Genomic DNA, 14,072 nt, shown 5'->3' with positions numbered 1-14,072 from the left:
TAACCTGGCAATCATGAAACAGTGCACGCACGCCGACGCGCTGCCGCACCCGGAACCGGAGCCGCGTGGCACGACCTGCCCGGAGTGTCTGGCCGAGGGCACGGACCCGGTGCAGCTGCGGCTGTGCCTCGACTGCGGTCACGTCGGCTGCTGCGACTCCTCGCCGAGGCAGCACGCCAGGGCGCACCACAAGGAGACCGGCCACCCGGTGATGCGCACCTTCGAACCGGGCGAGAGCTGGCGCTGGTGTTTCGTGGATCACGTACTCGTGTGACCTCGCTCCGGGACGGTTCGACCGTCTGAGGCCTGGGTACGTCAACCCGGCGCGCGCTCTTCCGATTTGAGCCCGCCGAACCCCTAGCCACTGTGCGTGTTCATGTGTTTACTATGAGTGACAGCAAGGGGTTGGGGTCTCGGGGACAGGAAAGTTCGGAGCGCGATAACGTCACCGCTGAACCACGTGTCGCGTTACCCCCGAGGGCGAGCCTCGGCCCTGTAACGCTTGTACCACCTTGGAGGTGAGGGTGTCCCAGATCGCAGGCGAGCCCGCGACCCAGGACTTCGTCGAAGTCCGGCTGCCGGCCGCGGGTGCCTACCTGTCGGTGCTGCGTACGGCCACGGCCGGCCTCGCGGCCCGTTTGGACTTCACCCTCGACGAGATCGAGGACCTGCGCATCGCAGTCGACGAGGCCTGCGCGATCCTGCTGCAGCAGGCCGTGCCCGGCTCGGTGCTCAGTTGTGTCTTCCGCCTCGTCGACGACTCGCTCGAGGTCACCGTCTCGGCGCCGACCACGGACGGCCACGCCCCCTCGCGGGACACCTTCGCCTGGACCGTGCTGTCCGCCCTGGCGGGCAAGGTCTCCTCCGCGGTGGACGAGGACAACACCGTTTCGATCAGCCTCTACAAACAGCGCGGCGCGGGACCCGGGCCGGCGTGAGGAACGGGGACGGGCCGGTGCGGGACGACGAGCGCGGCACACGGGAGCGGCCGGCCGAGGGCACACGTGCCGACAACGAGGCCCGCCGCATGGCGGACGGCATCGACGGCATCCCCGAGCAGGCCCGGCCGCATCCGGAGGACGAGGCCCCGCCCGGGGCCGTCGTCCCGGGCGACGGGCAGCGGACCGGGGACGACACCCCCGTCCGGCCCGTCCGAGCGGAGGCGAAGGCTCGGGAAAGGGCAACGGGCGGGACGATGAGCGAGCACGAGCGACACTCCGAGGACGAGGTGCCGGGCGCGCGGGCCACGCAGAGCACGCGGCACGACCCGCAGGACCGCAGCGGGGCACGCCTCCTCTTCGCCGAGCTGCGCACCCTGGAGAAGGACAGCCCGGAGTACGCGGAGCTGCGCAACCGGCTGGTCCGCATGCACCTCCCCCTCGTCGAGCACCTCGCGCGCCGCTTCCGCAACCGCGGCGAGCCCCTGGACGACCTCACGCAGGTCGCCACCATCGGGCTGATCAAGTCGGTCGACCGCTTCGACCCGGACCGCGGGGTGGAGTTCTCCACGTACGCGACCCCGACGGTCGTCGGCGAGATCAAGCGGCACTTCCGGGACAAGGGCTGGGCGGTGCGTGTGCCGCGCCGGCTGCAGGAGCTGCGTCTGGCGCTGACGACGGCCACCGCGGAGCTGTCGCAGTTGCACGGCCGCTCCCCCACCGTCCACGAGCTCGCCGAGAAGCTGGCGATCTCCGAGGAGGAGGTCCTGGAGGGCCTGGAGTCGGCCAACGCCTACTCCACGCTGTCCCTGGACGTCCCGGACACCGACGACGAGTCCCCGGCGGTCGCGGACACCCTCGGGGCCGAGGACGAGGCGCTGGAGGGTGTCGAGTACCGGGAGTCGCTCAAGCCGCTGCTGGAGGATCTGCCGCCGCGGGAGAAGCGGATCCTGCTGCTGCGCTTCTTCGGCAACATGACGCAGTCGCAGATCGCGCAGGAGGTCGGCATCTCGCAGATGCACGTCTCCCGGCTGCTGGCGCGCACCCTGGCGCAGCTGCGGGAGAAGCTGCTGGTCGAGGAGTAGCCGGCCCCGCGCGAGGGAGCGCGCAGAAGCGGTCGCCCCGCGATCGGGCCGCCGCACCTTCGTCCGGCGGCGGCTGCTACTTCCGCGCGCCGCCCGGTCCCCGGATGCCGAGGGCCTGGGTGGTCTCGGGGTTGACCAGGAGCACCAGGGACGTGACGGCCACCACGGCCAGCGCGATGCCCATCGGGATGGCGACGCTGTCGGAGTGGAGCATGTTGTAGGCCACGGGCAGCGCCATCAGCTGGGTGATGACGGCGGGCCCCCGGCTCCAGCCCCGCCGCGCGAGCAGCCCGCGGGCGGCGAGCAGCGGCAGCAGGGCGAGGACGATCAGGGTGACGCCGCCGGTGACGGCGGAGGTCCGGTCGTCGGGGTGGCCCGTGAGGCCGCCCACGAGCATCCAGGCGCCGCCCACGACGAGCGCCAGCCCCTCCAGTGCGGCCAGGGCGGCCGCGGCGGTCAGCCGCCCTGGGCGGGGGCCCGTCGCTTCGGCGGCTTCTGCGGTGGGGTTCTGCTCACTGCTCACCCCTGCAGGGTAGCCCTCGCCGCACCGGTGCCCGCGGGCGCGTCCGCCGCGGCGCCGCCGGCGGGCGCGGCCCGCGCACCGCGCGCCCGGGGCCCGCACCGATCTCCCCCTCGGTCTGGGCCGGGTACCGCCCAGTAGGTACCCTGCACAGCATGCGTGCACTTCTCGTGGTCAATCCGGCGGCAACCACCACGAGCGCGCGCACGCGCGACGTGCTGATCCACGCGCTCGCCAGCGAGATGAAGCTGGAGGCCGTCACCACCGAGTACCGCGGCCACGCGCGCGATCTCGGCCGGCAGGCGGCGCAGAGCGACGACATCGAGCTGGTGGTCGCCCTCGGCGGCGACGGCACGGTGAACGAGGTCGTCAACGGCCTGCTGCACGCCGGCCCCGACCCCGACCACCTGCCCGGCCTCGCCGTGGTCCCCGGCGGCTCCACCAACGTCTTCGCCCGCGCCCTCGGCCTGCCCAACCACGCGGTGGAGGCCACCGGCGCCCTGCTGGACGCGCTGCGCGACGGCAGCGAGCGCACGGTCGGGCTGGGCCTGGCCTCCGGGACGCCCGGCACGGAGGACGAGGCGGTGCCGTCCCGCTGGTTCACCTTCAACGCCGGGCTGGGCTTCGACGCCGGCGTGGTCGGCCGGGTCGAGCAGCATCGCGAGCGCGGCAAGAAGTCGACGCACGCGCTCTACGTCCGCCAGGTGATGCGCGCGCTCGTCGGCGAGCCGCACCGCCGCAGCGGGACGATCACCCTGGAGCGGGCGGGCGAGGACCCGGTCACCGATCTGGTGCTCTCCATAGTCTCGAACACCTGCCCCTGGACGTTCCTCGGGAACCGGCCGATCTACGCGTCGCCCCGGGCCTCGTTCGACACCGCGCTCGACGTCTTCGGCCTCAGCCGGCTGTCGACGGCCGCGGTCGCCCGGTATGGCACCCAGTTGCTCACTTCGTCCCCCGAGCGCGGGCCCCGTGGCCGGCATGCCGTCTCCCTGCACGACCTGACCGACTTCACCTTGCATTCGAAGGTGCCGTTGCCCCTTCAGATGGACGGTGACCACCTGGGGCTGCGGACCAGCGTGACGTTCACAGGCGTACGCCGTGCACTGCGTGTGATTGTGTGAGCAGAAGGGGCTAAAGTCCTTTCACTCGAACGTTTAGACCAGGATCCACCCCATGGAAGTACGGCTGTGACCTAGTCGACACCGACGAATCAAAAAAAACTTTCCGGAAGGGGTTGTATCCGCCGCCGAGGTTTGCGAGTCTCTTCTTGGCGATCGGGACGGCCCGCAAGACCGGCCTCCACAGATCACCGGAACCCCTCTTCAAATCACAGGACCACGCCGGGCAACCTGGCGGTAGGCCCTTCCCTTGTTGAGGGATTCGTGAAAGCGTTCACATTCACAAGCACCCTGCATGTAATACCAAGGAGAGGTAGCAGCCATGGACTGGCGTCACCGCGCCGTTTGCCGCGAGGAAGACCCCGAGCTCTTCTTCCCCATCGGCAACACCGGTCCCGCGCTGCTGCAGATCGAGGAAGCCAAGGCCGTCTGCCGTCGCTGCCCCGTCATGGAGCAGTGCCTGCAGTGGGCGCTCGAGTCCGGCCAGGACTCCGGCGTCTGGGGTGGTCTCAGCGAGGACGAGCGCCGCGCGATGAAGCGCCGCGCCGCCCGCAACCGGGCCCGTCAGGCCTCCGCCTGACCAGCCACCCCTGCTGACAGCCTGAGCTTGGCGGCGTGTACAGCGCGTACACAACTCCCGCTCCCGAGCCGCAGCGCGCAGTACCCCCGATGCGCATCGGACGATGAATCGCACGAGCACTGGCCTCGGACCTTCACAGGTCCGGGGCTTTTTGCTGTCCGGACGGCCGAGGGTCCGGTCCACACCCCGCCGTGCGGGGAGGGCGGGCGGGGCCCGTCCCCGCTACTTCTGCGTGGGCACCGGGATGTCCAGGATCACCCGGGTGCCGCGCTCGGGGGCGGGGACCATGTCGAAGCTGCCGCCCAGCTCCCCCTCCACCAGCGTGCGCACGATCTGCAGACCGAGATTGCCCGAGCGGTGCGGGTCGAAGTCCGCCGGGAGGCCGACGCCGTCGTCCTGGACGGTGACCAGGAGCCGGGCCTCCTTCGTGGTGCCGCCGCGGACGGCGGAGACCTCGACCGTGCCGGTGTCGCTCTCCCGGAAGCCGTGCTCCAGCGCGTTCTGCAGGACCTCGGTCAGGACCATCGACAGGGGGGTCGCCACCTCGGCGTCGAGGATGCCGAAGCGCCCGGTGCGCCGGCCGGTGACGCGGCCCGGCGAGATCTCCGCCACCATCGCCAGCACCCGGTCGGCGATCTCGTCGAACTCCACGCGCTCGTCCAGGTTCTGGGAGAGCGTCTCGTGCACGATCGCGATGGAGCCGACCCGGCGCACGGCCTCCTCCAGCGCCTCGCGGCCCCGGTCGGACTCGATGCGCCGCGCCTGGAGGCGCAGCAGGGCCGCCACCGTCTGGAGGTTGTTCTTCACCCGGTGGTGGATCTCCCGGATGGTGGCGTCCTTGGTGATCAACTCGCGCTCGCGGCGGCGCAGTTCCGTCACATCGCGCAGCAGGACCAGGGAACCGATGCGCGTGCCCTTGGGTTTGAGCGGAATGGCACGGAACTGGATGACCCCGTCATGGGCCTCGATCTCGAACTCCCGGGGGGCCCAGCCGCTGGCCACCTTGGCGAGCGCCTCGTCCACCGGCCCGCGGGAGGGCGCCAGTTCCGCGGTGGTCCGGCCGAGGTGGTGGCCGACCAGGTCGGCGGCGAGGCCCATGCGGTGGTAGGCCGACAGCGCGTTCGGGGAGGCGTACTGGACGATGCCGTCCCCGTCGACCCGGATCAGGCCGTCACCGACCCGGGGTGAGGCGTCCATGTCGACCTGCTGGTTCTCGAACGGGAAGGCGCCGGCCGCGATCATCTGGGCGAGGTCCGAGGCGCTCTGCAGATAGGTGAGCTCCAGGCGGCTCGGCGTCCGCACGGTCAGCAGGTTGGTGTTGCGGGCGATGACACCGAGGACGCGGCCCTGGCGGCGCACCGGGATGGACTCGACGCGGACCGGGACCTCCTCGCGCCACTCCGGGTCGCCCTCGCGCACGATGCGGCCCTCGTCCAGGGCGGCGTCCAGCATGGGGCGCCGGCCGCGCGGGACGAGGTGACCGACCATGTCGTCCTGGTACGAGGTCGGGCCGGTGTTGGGGCGCATCTGGGCCACGGAGACATAGCGCGTGCCGTCGCGGGTGGGGACCCAGAGGACCAGGTCGGCGAAGGAGAGGTCGGAGAGGAGCTGCCACTCCGAGACCAGCAGGTGGAGCCACTCGAGGTCGGAGTCGTCGAGTGCGGTGTGCTGGCGTACGAGTTCGTTCATGGAGGGCACGTGGCTGAGCGTACCTGGCGCTTCGGACAGCGTTCGCGATCAGCCGGCCGCCGCCGGTCACGGCCCCTTCCCGCCGCGCTCCGGGCCCCGGAAACACCCGCGGGCCGCGGCGCCTGAGAGGGACCCTCAACCCTCCCGGCACCGCAGCCCGGAGCAACAACGGCCGTGGGGTGTGCGGTCCCGGTCGGCCGAAGGGTGAGGAGCCGGGGCAGTCAGGGCAGAGAGCACCGGTTCCTCGGTCCGCCCTCCTGTGCGGGGAAGGCGGAAGCCTGACGATCACCTTGCGTGAGACTCGCGGCACGTGTCTCACTCGCCATTGTGGACTAGACCACTCGCCGTGTCCATGCGGCGGACGGCGCTTGTTCCCTCGCGCTCCACCGACTGCTCGGACGTCCGAGCATCCGGCAGAAGCCTAACCCCGTCGGCTCACGCGCGGGGCCAGACGGCCAGGGCTATTTCCGCGAGCGCCTCCAGCTCCGCCCGGCTCGCGCCGTCGCGCGCCTGCTGGGACATGCCCTGGATCATGGCGCCCGTGTGCCGGGCGAGGGCGGTGGCGTCGGTGTCGGACGGCAGCACGCCCGCGGCGACGTCGGCCTCGATCCGGGTCTGGATCTCGGCGATGTTGGCGTTGCGCCGGCGACGCAGCGACTCCTCGACCTCGGGGGTCGAGCAGTTGGCGGCCGCGTGGACGACCAGGCAGCCGTGCGGGCGTCCGGGGGCGGTGTACTCGGCCGCGGCCTCGCGCAGCATCCGGGCGGCGCCCGCCCGGGCGGTCGGCTCCTCGGCGAGGGCGCGGGCACCGAAGGAGCCGTAGCGCGCGCCGTACTCCTGGACGACCTCCTCGAAGAGGGACCGCTTGTCGCCGAAGGCCGCGTAGAGACTCGGGGCGCCGATGTCCATGACCCGGGTGAGGTCGGAGACCGACGTCGCCTCGTACCCGTGCTCCCAGAAGGCCATCAGCGCCTTCTCCAGAGCCGTCGCGCGGTCGAAGGAGCGGGGGCGTCCACGCGTCCCGGCCCTTCGCCCCGGCGCTCCGGCCCGCGCGCTCTTCTCGCTGCTCACCATGGGCACATTTTATAGCGAGCACTAGAGAAATGTCAGCGGCCTGCTGTACGGTCATTTCTGTAGCGACCGCTAGCAAATTCGAAGGGGGCGCCGGCATGGGCGTGTTCACGGGCAGGACGGCTCTCGTCACGGGGGCGAGCAGGGGCATCGGGCGAGGGATCGCGGAGCGGCTGGGACGCGACGGCGCGCGGGTCGCGGTGCACTACGGCAGCGACGGGGCGGCGGCGAGGGAGACGGTCGCCGCGATCGAGGCGGCGGGCGGCTCGGCGTTCGCGATCCGGGCGGATCTGCGCGCCCCCGGGGCGGCCCGGACGCTGTGGGAGGAGTTCGACCGGCACGCCGACGGGCTGGACGTCCTGGTGAACAACGCCGGGATCGGCAGCACGCGCCCCATCGAGGAGATAAGCGAGGAGGAGTACGACGCGGTCTTCGCGGTCAATGTGAGGGCGCCGTTCTTCATCCTCAAGCACGGCATGCGGCGGCTGCGCGACGGCGGCCGGGTCGTCAACATCTCCTCGGGGCTGGCCCGCACCGCGGCGATGCCGGACAACATGGCGTACGCGATGACCAAGGGCGCGCTGGACGTCTTCTCGCGTGATCTCTCCAAGATCCTCGGCGCCCGCTCCATCACGGTGAACTCGGTGGCGCCCGGGATCATCGACACGGACAACACGGCCGAGCTGCTGCACGGCAGCGCGGACGGCTGGAAGCGGGCCGCGGCGTTCTCCGCCCTGGGCGGGGTGGGGGCTCCGGCCGAGGTGGCCGACGTGGTCGCCTTCCTCGCCTCGCACGACGGCAGATGGGTCACGGGGAGCTGGGTGGACGTGACCGGGGGTTCGCTGACGTGACACCGGAGCGGGGCCGCTGCCGACGGGCCGCCGCCTGACCGTTTCGACGCGCCCGCGGGGTCCGGCTCTGTTAGATTGGTCTAAACCACATAGCCAGTCCCGGACCCCGGGTGAGTCCTCTCTTCGAAACGGCAGGCCAGCGTGGAAGTTGTCATCGTTCCCGACGCCAAGGCGGGCGGCGAGCTGATCGCCGAGGCCATGGCGCAGCTGCTCCGGCGCAAGCCCGACGCCCTGCTCGGCGTGGCCACCGGCTCGACGCCGCTGCCGGTGTACGAGGCACTGGCGGGGAAGGTGCGCTCGGGCGCCGTGGACACCGCGCGGGCCCGGATCGCCCAGCTCGACGAGTACGTGGGGCTCCCGGCGGAGCACCCGGAGTCGTACCGCTCGGTGCTGCGGCGCGAGGTGCTGGAGCCGCTCGGCATCAGCATGGACGCGTTCATGGGCCCCGACGGCACGGCGACGGACGTGCAGGACGCGTGCGAGGCGTACGACAGGGCGCTGGGCGAGGCCGGCGGGGTCGACCTCCAGCTGCTGGGGATCGGCACGGACGGGCACATCGGCTTCAACGAGCCGTGCTCCTCGCTCGCCTCGCGCACCCGGATCAAGACGCTGACCGAGCAGACCCGCCTCGACAACGCCCGCTTCTTCGACGGCGACATCGACCAGGTGCCGCACCACGTGATCACCCAGGGCATCGGCACCATCCTGGAGGCGCGGCACGTGGTGCTCCTCGCCACCGGCGAGGGCAAGGCGGACGCGGTGGCCGCCAGTGTCGAGGGGCCGGTCGCGGCGGTGTGTCCGGCCTCCGCGCTCCAGCTCCACCCGCACGCCACGGTCGTCGTGGACGAGGCCGCGGCCGCCAAGCTGAAGCTCGCCGACTACTTCCGGCACACCTACGCCCACAAGCCCGACTGGCAGGGCATCTGACCGCTCCCGGCCCGTCGGGCCGGACAGCGGCGTGTGCGAAGGGCGCCGTCCCCGGCGGGGGCGGCGCCCTTCGCCGCGTCCGCGACTCCCCGGCTGCGGGACCTCCCGGGCCGCGGGACTCCGGCGGGCACGCGCAAGGCGCCGTACCCCGGATCAGGGCACAGCGCCTCGTCGTACACAGAGCACCTCGCGCCGTGCGGCGCCTTGCCGTACGTACAGCACCTCGCCCTACGTACAGCACCTCGCCGTACGTACGGCTGGGACCGGTCGCTACACGCCCGCGACGGCCTCCGCCGCCGCGCGGCCGCAGACGCGGGCCGCTCCATGGGTGGCCAGGTGGAGGGAGCCGCGGGGCTCGGCACGGGGGACGCCCATCTCGACCACGATCGTGTCGGGGCGCGCCGCCAGCACGGTGTCCAGGGCCGCCCCCATCCACGGGTGCCGGTGCTCGTCGCGGACCACGGCCACGATCCGGCGCTTCCCGGCGGCGGCCAGCACCTCGTTCCCCGCGTCCGGACCGGTGAAGCTGCCGGTCTCCGTCCCGGGGAGCAGCCGCGTCAGCTCGGCGGCGATGCCCCAGGGCGTCTCGTCGCCGACCGCGATGTTCGCGACCGGAGCGAGCGCGGCGACGTAGGGCGCCTCCGTGACCGGGGTGTACTCCCCCGCGGCGGTGACGCGCAGGGCGCGGCGGGCCGCCCGCAGGCCGACGTCGCCGTCCGCGGTGTCCCGGGCCCCGGCGTCCGGGCGGTTGGACGCGGTCCAGCGGGCCAGCGCCCGCACGCGGTCCGCCGCGTCGGCGAGGCGCTCCTCGGACAGCTCGCCCGCGCGGACCGCTTCGACCAGGGCGTCGCTCAGCCGCCGCACGGTGCCCTCGTCGGACAGGCCCCCGCCGACGCAGATGGCGTCGGCTCCGGCCGCGATGGCCAGCACCGTGCCGCGTTCGATGCCGTACGTGCCGGCGATGGCCTTCATCTCGATGCCGTCGGTGACGATGAGCCCGTCGTACCCCAGTTCACCGCGGAGCAGATCGGTGAGGACGCGGCGGGACAACGTTGCCGGACGGTCCGGGTCCAGTGCCGGGACCAGGATGTGGGCGCTCATCACCGCGCGGCTGCCGGCCGCGATGGCCGCGCGGAAGGGCACCAGGTCGCGTTCGGCCAGCACCGCGGCGTCCACGTCGATGCGGGGCACGGCGTGGTGGGAGTCGACGGCCGTGTCGCCGTGCCCGGGGAAGTGCTTGGTGCAGGCGGCCACGCCGGACGACTGCAGACCGGTGACGTAGGCGGCGGTGTGCCGGGCGACCAGATCCGTACCGGAGCCGAACGAGCGGACGCCGATGACCGGGTTGTCCGGGTTGGAGTTCACGTCGGCGGACGGGGCCCAGTTGAAGTTCACCCCGCACTCGGCGAGCCGGCGGCCCAGTTCCGCGGCCACCGCGCGGGTGAGCCCGACGTCGTCCACCGCGCCGAGGGCGAGGTTGCCGGGGAAGGAGGAGCCGGTGCGCACCTCCAGGCGGGTGACGTCGCCGCCCTCCTCGTCGATGGCCACCAGCACGTCCTCGCGCTCGGCGCGCAGTCGCGCGGTCAGCGCGGCCACCTGCTCGGGCGTGCGGACGTTGCGCCCGAACAGGGCGACGGACGCCAGCCCCTCGCCGAGGCGGCGCAGCAGCCAGTCGGGGGCGGTGGTGCCGGTGAAGCCGGGCTGGAGGACGGCGAGCGCGTCGCGCGTGAGGGTGTCGGTGGCCCTGGCGATGGTCGTCATCGGTGGCGTTATCCCTTCACTGCGCCGGCGGTCAGGCCGCTGACGGCCTTGCGCTGCAGGAAGACGAAGAGGATCAGGATCGGGATGGCGAAGAGGGACGAGGCGGCCATGGTCGCACCCCAGTCGTCGCCGAACTGGGTCTGGAAGCTGGACAGCCACAGGGGCAGCGTCTTGGCCTCGGCGTCCTTGTTGAGCACCAGGACGAGGGCGAACTCGTTCCAGGCCGTGATGAAGCCGAACAGCGAGGTGGACATCAGTCCGGGCGCGAGCAGCGGCAGGATGACCCGGCGGAACGCCTGGACGCGGGTGCAGCCGTCGACCATCGCCGACTCCTCCAGCTCCTTGGGCACGGCGGCGACGAAGCCGCGCAGCGTCAGGATGGTGAAGGGCAGGATCATCATCATGTAGAAGAGCGTGAGCGGCACCAGGCTGTTCAGCATCGAGGCGTCGCGCACGATCATGTACATCGCGATGACCATGACCTCCCAGGGCGCCATCTGGGCCAGCATGAAGCCGATGATGAAGCCGCGCCGCCCCTTGAACCGCATGCGCGCCAGGGCGAAGGAGCCGGCCAGCGCGATGATCAGCGAGAAGACGACGGCCAGGACGGTGACGGTCAGCGAGTTGGTGACGTAGGTCCAGAAGTGGTCGGCCTCGGTCGCCGTCCGGAAGTGCTCGAAGGTGATGTCCGTCGGGAACCAGACCGGGTTCTCCGCGAGGATGTCGCCCCTCGGCTTGAGCGAGGTGGAGAACATCCAGTACACCGGGAAGACGAGGCCGATGAACAGGACGACGGCCGTGGCGTTGGGCCAGACGCGGCCGAAGAGCGAGCGCTTCACAGCTCGTCCTCCTCTTGCTTGAGCACGATCCTGAGGTAGTAGGAGGTCAGGCCGAGCAGGATCAGGATGGTCAGGACGGCGATCGCCGCGCCCATGCCGTAGTGCTGGTTGCCGACGCCCTCGACGTAGGCGTAGACGGGCAGGATCTCGGTGAGCCGGTCGGGGCCGCCCTCGTTGAAGGTGTAGACCTGCACGAACGCCTTGAAGACCCAGATGATCTCCAGGAAGGTCGTGGCGTACAGGAAGGGGCGCAGGAACGGCATGGTGACCGTGGTGAAGCTGCGCCAGACGCCGGCGCCGTCGAGGGACGCGGCCTCGTACAGCTCGTTCGGGATCGTGGTGGTCGCCGCGTAGAGGTTGATCGCGACGAACGGGATGGACATCCAGACGATCAGCACGGTGACGACGAAGAACGTCGACATCTGGCTGCTGGTCCAGCTGTAGTCGGCCATCGAGTGCCAGCCGAGCTTGTCCAGCACCCAGTTGACGACGCCGAAGCGCTGGGCGAACAGCCACTGGTAGACGGTGGTCGCGGCCACGACCGGCATCGCCCAGGCCAGCACCAGGCCGATCAGCAGGGTGAACCGCATCCGCCTGCCGAGGCGGGCGAGCAGCAGCCCGATCAGCGTGCCGCCGATCATGATCAGCACGACGTTGGTCGCGGTGAAGAGGATCGAGCGGAGGGTGACCCGCCAGAACTGCTCGCTGGTGAGGGTCTCCTCGTAGTTCTCGATGCCGTTCCACTCGGTGACGTGCTGGATCAGCTGCGCCATGTTGAGGTTCTGGAAGGACAGCAGGAGGTCCTTCAGCAGCGGCCAGCCGAGCAGCAGCACGGTGGCCGCGCAGGCGGGCAGCAGCAACAGGTACGGGGCGAACGCGCCGGCGCGCGACGCGGCTGTGGGTTTCGGCCTGCCGGCTCCCCCGTCGTCCGCCTTGCGGACGTCCGCCGGGCCGGAGGGCGGCCGTTCGGTCTGCACGGTCATGCTCGCGTTCTCTCTTCTCGACCTGTGTACGTCGACCCGCGTACGGTCGCCGGGGCGGGGGCCTTGGTCCGGCCTCCCCGCCCCGGCGCACCCGGTGTTACTGCTCCTGCGACAGGCGCTTGTTGAACTCTTCCTCGACCTGCTCGGCCGCCTCGGCCGGCGACTTACCGTTCAGCACGGCGGTCATGTAGGTCTTGACCGGGTTGGGCGGGTTCTCGACCGCGGCCCACTCCGGGATCAGCGGCGTGGTGCCACCGCCCGCGGCGGCCGGCGCGGCGGCCTCGGCGGCGGCGTTGCCCTTGAGGTTGCTCTGCAGCGCGTCCTTGTTCGGGATGACGCCGTTGGCCTTGGCCAGCGCGCCCTCGTTCTTGTCGGACAGGGCGATCTTCAGGAACTCCTTGGCGAGGTCCTGCTTCTTGCTGCCCGCGGCGACGGCGAGGTTGGAGCCGCCGAGGAAGACGCCCTCGGGCTTGTCGGCGGTCTCACCCGGGATGGTGAAGTAGCCGAGGTCCTTCTCGATCGCCGGGTTGGCCTCGATGGCGATGCCGGCTTCCCAGCCCATGCCGATGAAGGCGCCGACGTTGCCCTTGGCGAAGACCTCGCCCTGCTGCGGGGTGGCCTCGTCCTTGTCCTTGGGGGCCTTGGAGAGGGACTGGAACTTCTGGTAGGTCTCCATGGCGGCGGCGACCTTCGGGTCGGCCAGGTTGGAGACATACTTGTCGCCGTCCTTCTTGACCAGCTCGGCGCCCTCGCCGATGGCCAGGCCGACGAAGTGGTACCAGTTCTGGCCGGGCAGGTAGATCGGCTCGGCGTCGGTCTTCTCACCGATGGTCTTGAGGTCGTCGTAGAACTCGTCGCGGGTCTTGGGGGTGTCCTTGATGCCCGCGTCCGCCCAGACCTTCTTGTTGTAGACGACGACGCGGTTGACCACGAACCACGGAGCCGCGTACTGCTTGCCGTCGAAGACCGCGGACTCGTTGAGGGACTCGGACCAGTCCTGGCCGAGCGTGCTCTTCAGGTCGGCGAGGTCGGCGAGGCCGCCGGTCTTGGCGTAGGCCGGCGTCTGGGTGTTGCCGATCTCGAAGACGTCGGGCGGGTTCTCCTCGGACAGGGCCGTGGTCAGCTTCTGCTGGATGCCGTTCCACGTCTGGACCTCGAACTTGACCTTGGCCTTGGTCTTCGACTCGAACTCCGCGGCCACGTCCTTCTGCCACTGGTCGGGCGAGGAGCCGTCCATCACCCACACGGTGAGCGTCTCACCCGCGTAGCCGTCCGCCCCGGCCTTCTTGCCTCCGTCGTCGCTGTCGCCCCCGCACGCCGCGACCGAGACCATCATGCCCGCGATACCGATCGCGGCTATCAGCTTGCGCTTCACGCCACCCTCCTCAGGGATGCCACAAAACCCCCCTGCCTCCCCGCGGTTGCTCGTCGACGCGGACCGCCCATGGGGCCGGGACCTGGACCAATGGTGTAGACCAGTACGGGGAGCTTGGCCCAGACCAATAGGGCTGTCAAGGGTGTTCAACCACGCTCCTCGCGTCCGTGATGCGACCGAGATATGCAGGGACCTTTCATTGCGCAAGCGGCAGATCGGACGGACCGGGGCCGGGTGTACCACTGCCCCCGGAACGACATGCGGGTACGGTTCCGAACGCGCGTACCAGGGGCGTCGGCGGGCGCTATGGACTAGACCAACGGGAGCCCCGG

General features: G+C 71.0%; 14 protein-coding genes. 7 read left to right on the top strand and 7 right to left on the bottom strand.

Annotation, left to right across the window (positions count from 1 at the left end):
• Positions 1-13 precede the first annotated feature (13 nt).
• From ACFZP7_RS23430 to ACFZP7_RS23420, 3 genes are all read left to right on the top strand, one after another.
• Positions 14-274: a UBP-type zinc finger domain-containing protein gene (locus ACFZP7_RS23430; RefSeq protein ID WP_019326944.1), complete on the top strand. Its 261-nt coding sequence runs from the start codon at positions 14-16 to the stop codon at positions 272-274.
• 250 nt (positions 275-524) lie between these two features.
• Positions 525-938, top strand: a complete 414-nt coding sequence (locus tag ACFZP7_RS23425; RefSeq protein ID WP_019326945.1) for an anti-sigma regulatory factor — start codon at positions 525-527, stop codon at positions 936-938.
• Positions 935-2,023, top strand: coding sequence for an RNA polymerase sigma factor SigF (locus tag ACFZP7_RS23420; protein ID WP_078494961.1), 1,089 nt, complete (start codon positions 935-937; stop codon positions 2,021-2,023). Before ACFZP7_RS23425 ends, ACFZP7_RS23420 begins: the two co-directional genes overlap by 4 nt.
• 76 nt (positions 2,024-2,099) lie before the next feature.
• Here ACFZP7_RS23420 and ACFZP7_RS23415 read toward each other — a convergent pair whose 3' ends face one another.
• Positions 2,100-2,546 (bottom strand): hypothetical protein, encoded by a 447-nt coding sequence (locus ACFZP7_RS23415; protein WP_019326947.1) that lies wholly within the window; start codon positions 2,544-2,546, stop codon positions 2,100-2,102.
• A gap of 152 nt (positions 2,547-2,698) precedes the next feature.
• On the opposite strand from ACFZP7_RS23415, the gene ACFZP7_RS23410 reads away from it, so the two are divergent.
• Positions 2,699-3,667 carry a diacylglycerol kinase family protein gene (locus ACFZP7_RS23410; RefSeq protein WP_029393671.1) on the top strand — a complete coding sequence of 323 codons (969 nt, stop codon included), beginning with the start codon at positions 2,699-2,701 and terminating at the stop codon, positions 3,665-3,667.
• Between the two features lie 319 nt (positions 3,668-3,986).
• The gene (locus tag ACFZP7_RS23405) at positions 3,987-4,244 is read left to right on the top strand and encodes a WhiB family transcriptional regulator (protein ID WP_003973730.1); all 258 of its coding nucleotides are present in this window, start codon (positions 3,987-3,989) and stop codon (positions 4,242-4,244) included.
• A 222-nt stretch (positions 4,245-4,466) separates the two neighbouring features.
• On the opposite strand, the gene ACFZP7_RS23400 is transcribed toward ACFZP7_RS23405, so the two are convergent.
• Both ACFZP7_RS23400 and ACFZP7_RS23395 read right to left on the bottom strand, forming a co-directional pair.
• Positions 4,467-5,942, bottom strand: a complete 1,476-nt coding sequence (locus ACFZP7_RS23400; RefSeq protein ID WP_029393672.1) for a sensor histidine kinase — start codon at positions 5,940-5,942, stop codon at positions 4,467-4,469.
• 426 nt (positions 5,943-6,368) lie between these two features.
• A complete protein-coding gene (locus ACFZP7_RS23395; protein WP_385635528.1) occupies positions 6,369-7,007 on the bottom strand; it encodes a TetR/AcrR family transcriptional regulator in 639 nt (212 codons plus the stop codon).
• Between the two features lie 95 nt (positions 7,008-7,102).
• Here ACFZP7_RS23395 and ACFZP7_RS23390 point away from each other — a divergent pair, with 95 nt between their 5' ends.
• Complete coding sequence (locus ACFZP7_RS23390; protein WP_193516499.1) at positions 7,103-7,855, top strand: SDR family oxidoreductase; 753 nt, start codon at positions 7,103-7,105, stop codon at positions 7,853-7,855.
• A gap of 141 nt (positions 7,856-7,996) precedes the next feature.
• Positions 7,997-8,782, top strand: a complete 786-nt coding sequence (gene nagB / locus ACFZP7_RS23385) for a glucosamine-6-phosphate deaminase (RefSeq protein WP_030974838.1) — start codon at positions 7,997-7,999, stop codon at positions 8,780-8,782.
• A 270-nt stretch (positions 8,783-9,052) separates the two neighbouring features.
• Here the strand turns inward: nagB and ACFZP7_RS23380 are convergent, their stop codons facing one another.
• The 4 genes from ACFZP7_RS23380 to ACFZP7_RS23365 all read right to left on the bottom strand — a co-directional run bounded on the left by ACFZP7_RS23380 (position 9,053) and on the right by ACFZP7_RS23365 (position 13,740).
• Positions 9,053-10,543 (bottom strand): glycoside hydrolase family 3 protein, encoded by a 1,491-nt coding sequence (locus ACFZP7_RS23380; RefSeq protein WP_125536411.1) that lies wholly within the window; start codon positions 10,541-10,543, stop codon positions 9,053-9,055.
• An 8-nt stretch (positions 10,544-10,551) separates the two neighbouring features.
• Positions 10,552-11,382: a carbohydrate ABC transporter permease gene (locus tag ACFZP7_RS23375; RefSeq protein ID WP_019326954.1), complete on the bottom strand. Its 831-nt coding sequence runs from the start codon at positions 11,380-11,382 to the stop codon at positions 10,552-10,554.
• A complete protein-coding gene (locus ACFZP7_RS23370; protein ID WP_385635525.1) occupies positions 11,379-12,365 on the bottom strand; it encodes a carbohydrate ABC transporter permease in 987 nt (328 codons plus the stop codon). The genes ACFZP7_RS23375 and ACFZP7_RS23370 overlap by 4 nt, the downstream gene beginning before the upstream one ends.
• A 97-nt stretch (positions 12,366-12,462) precedes the next feature.
• On the bottom strand, positions 12,463-13,740 hold the full coding sequence (locus ACFZP7_RS23365; protein WP_019326957.1) for an extracellular solute-binding protein: 1,278 nt from the start codon (positions 13,738-13,740) through the stop codon (positions 12,463-12,465).
• Positions 13,741-14,072: the final 332 nt, after the last annotated feature.

It is taken from the genome of Streptomyces sp. SudanB5_2050 (assembly GCF_964272335.1).
Lineage (GTDB): Bacteria > Actinomycetota > Actinomycetes > Streptomycetales > Streptomycetaceae > Streptomyces > Streptomyces rochei.
The sequence above is the reverse complement of the archived record's forward strand: the minus strand, read 5'-3'. Positions and strand labels throughout refer to the sequence as shown.

What these genes read in the sequence shown, in the direction of transcription:
- ACFZP7_RS23370 (WP_385635525.1), bottom strand. Translation starts at nt 12,365, where the DNA reads ATGACCGTGCAGACCGAACGGCCGCCCTCCGGCCCGGCGGACGTCCGC.
- ACFZP7_RS23430 (WP_019326944.1), top strand. Translation starts at nt 14, where the DNA reads ATGAAACAGTGCACGCACGCCGACGCGCTGCCGCACCCGGAACCGGAG.
- ACFZP7_RS23380 (WP_125536411.1), bottom strand. Translation starts at nt 10,543, where the DNA reads ATGACGACCATCGCCAGGGCCACCGACACCCTCACGCGCGACGCGCTC.
- ACFZP7_RS23410 (WP_029393671.1), top strand. Translation starts at nt 2,699, where the DNA reads ATGCGTGCACTTCTCGTGGTCAATCCGGCGGCAACCACCACGAGCGCG.
- ACFZP7_RS23390 (WP_193516499.1), top strand. Translation starts at nt 7,103, where the DNA reads ATGGGCGTGTTCACGGGCAGGACGGCTCTCGTCACGGGGGCGAGCAGG.
- ACFZP7_RS23405 (WP_003973730.1), top strand. Translation starts at nt 3,987, where the DNA reads ATGGACTGGCGTCACCGCGCCGTTTGCCGCGAGGAAGACCCCGAGCTC.
- ACFZP7_RS23395 (WP_385635528.1), bottom strand. Translation starts at nt 7,007, where the DNA reads ATGGTGAGCAGCGAGAAGAGCGCGCGGGCCGGAGCGCCGGGGCGAAGG.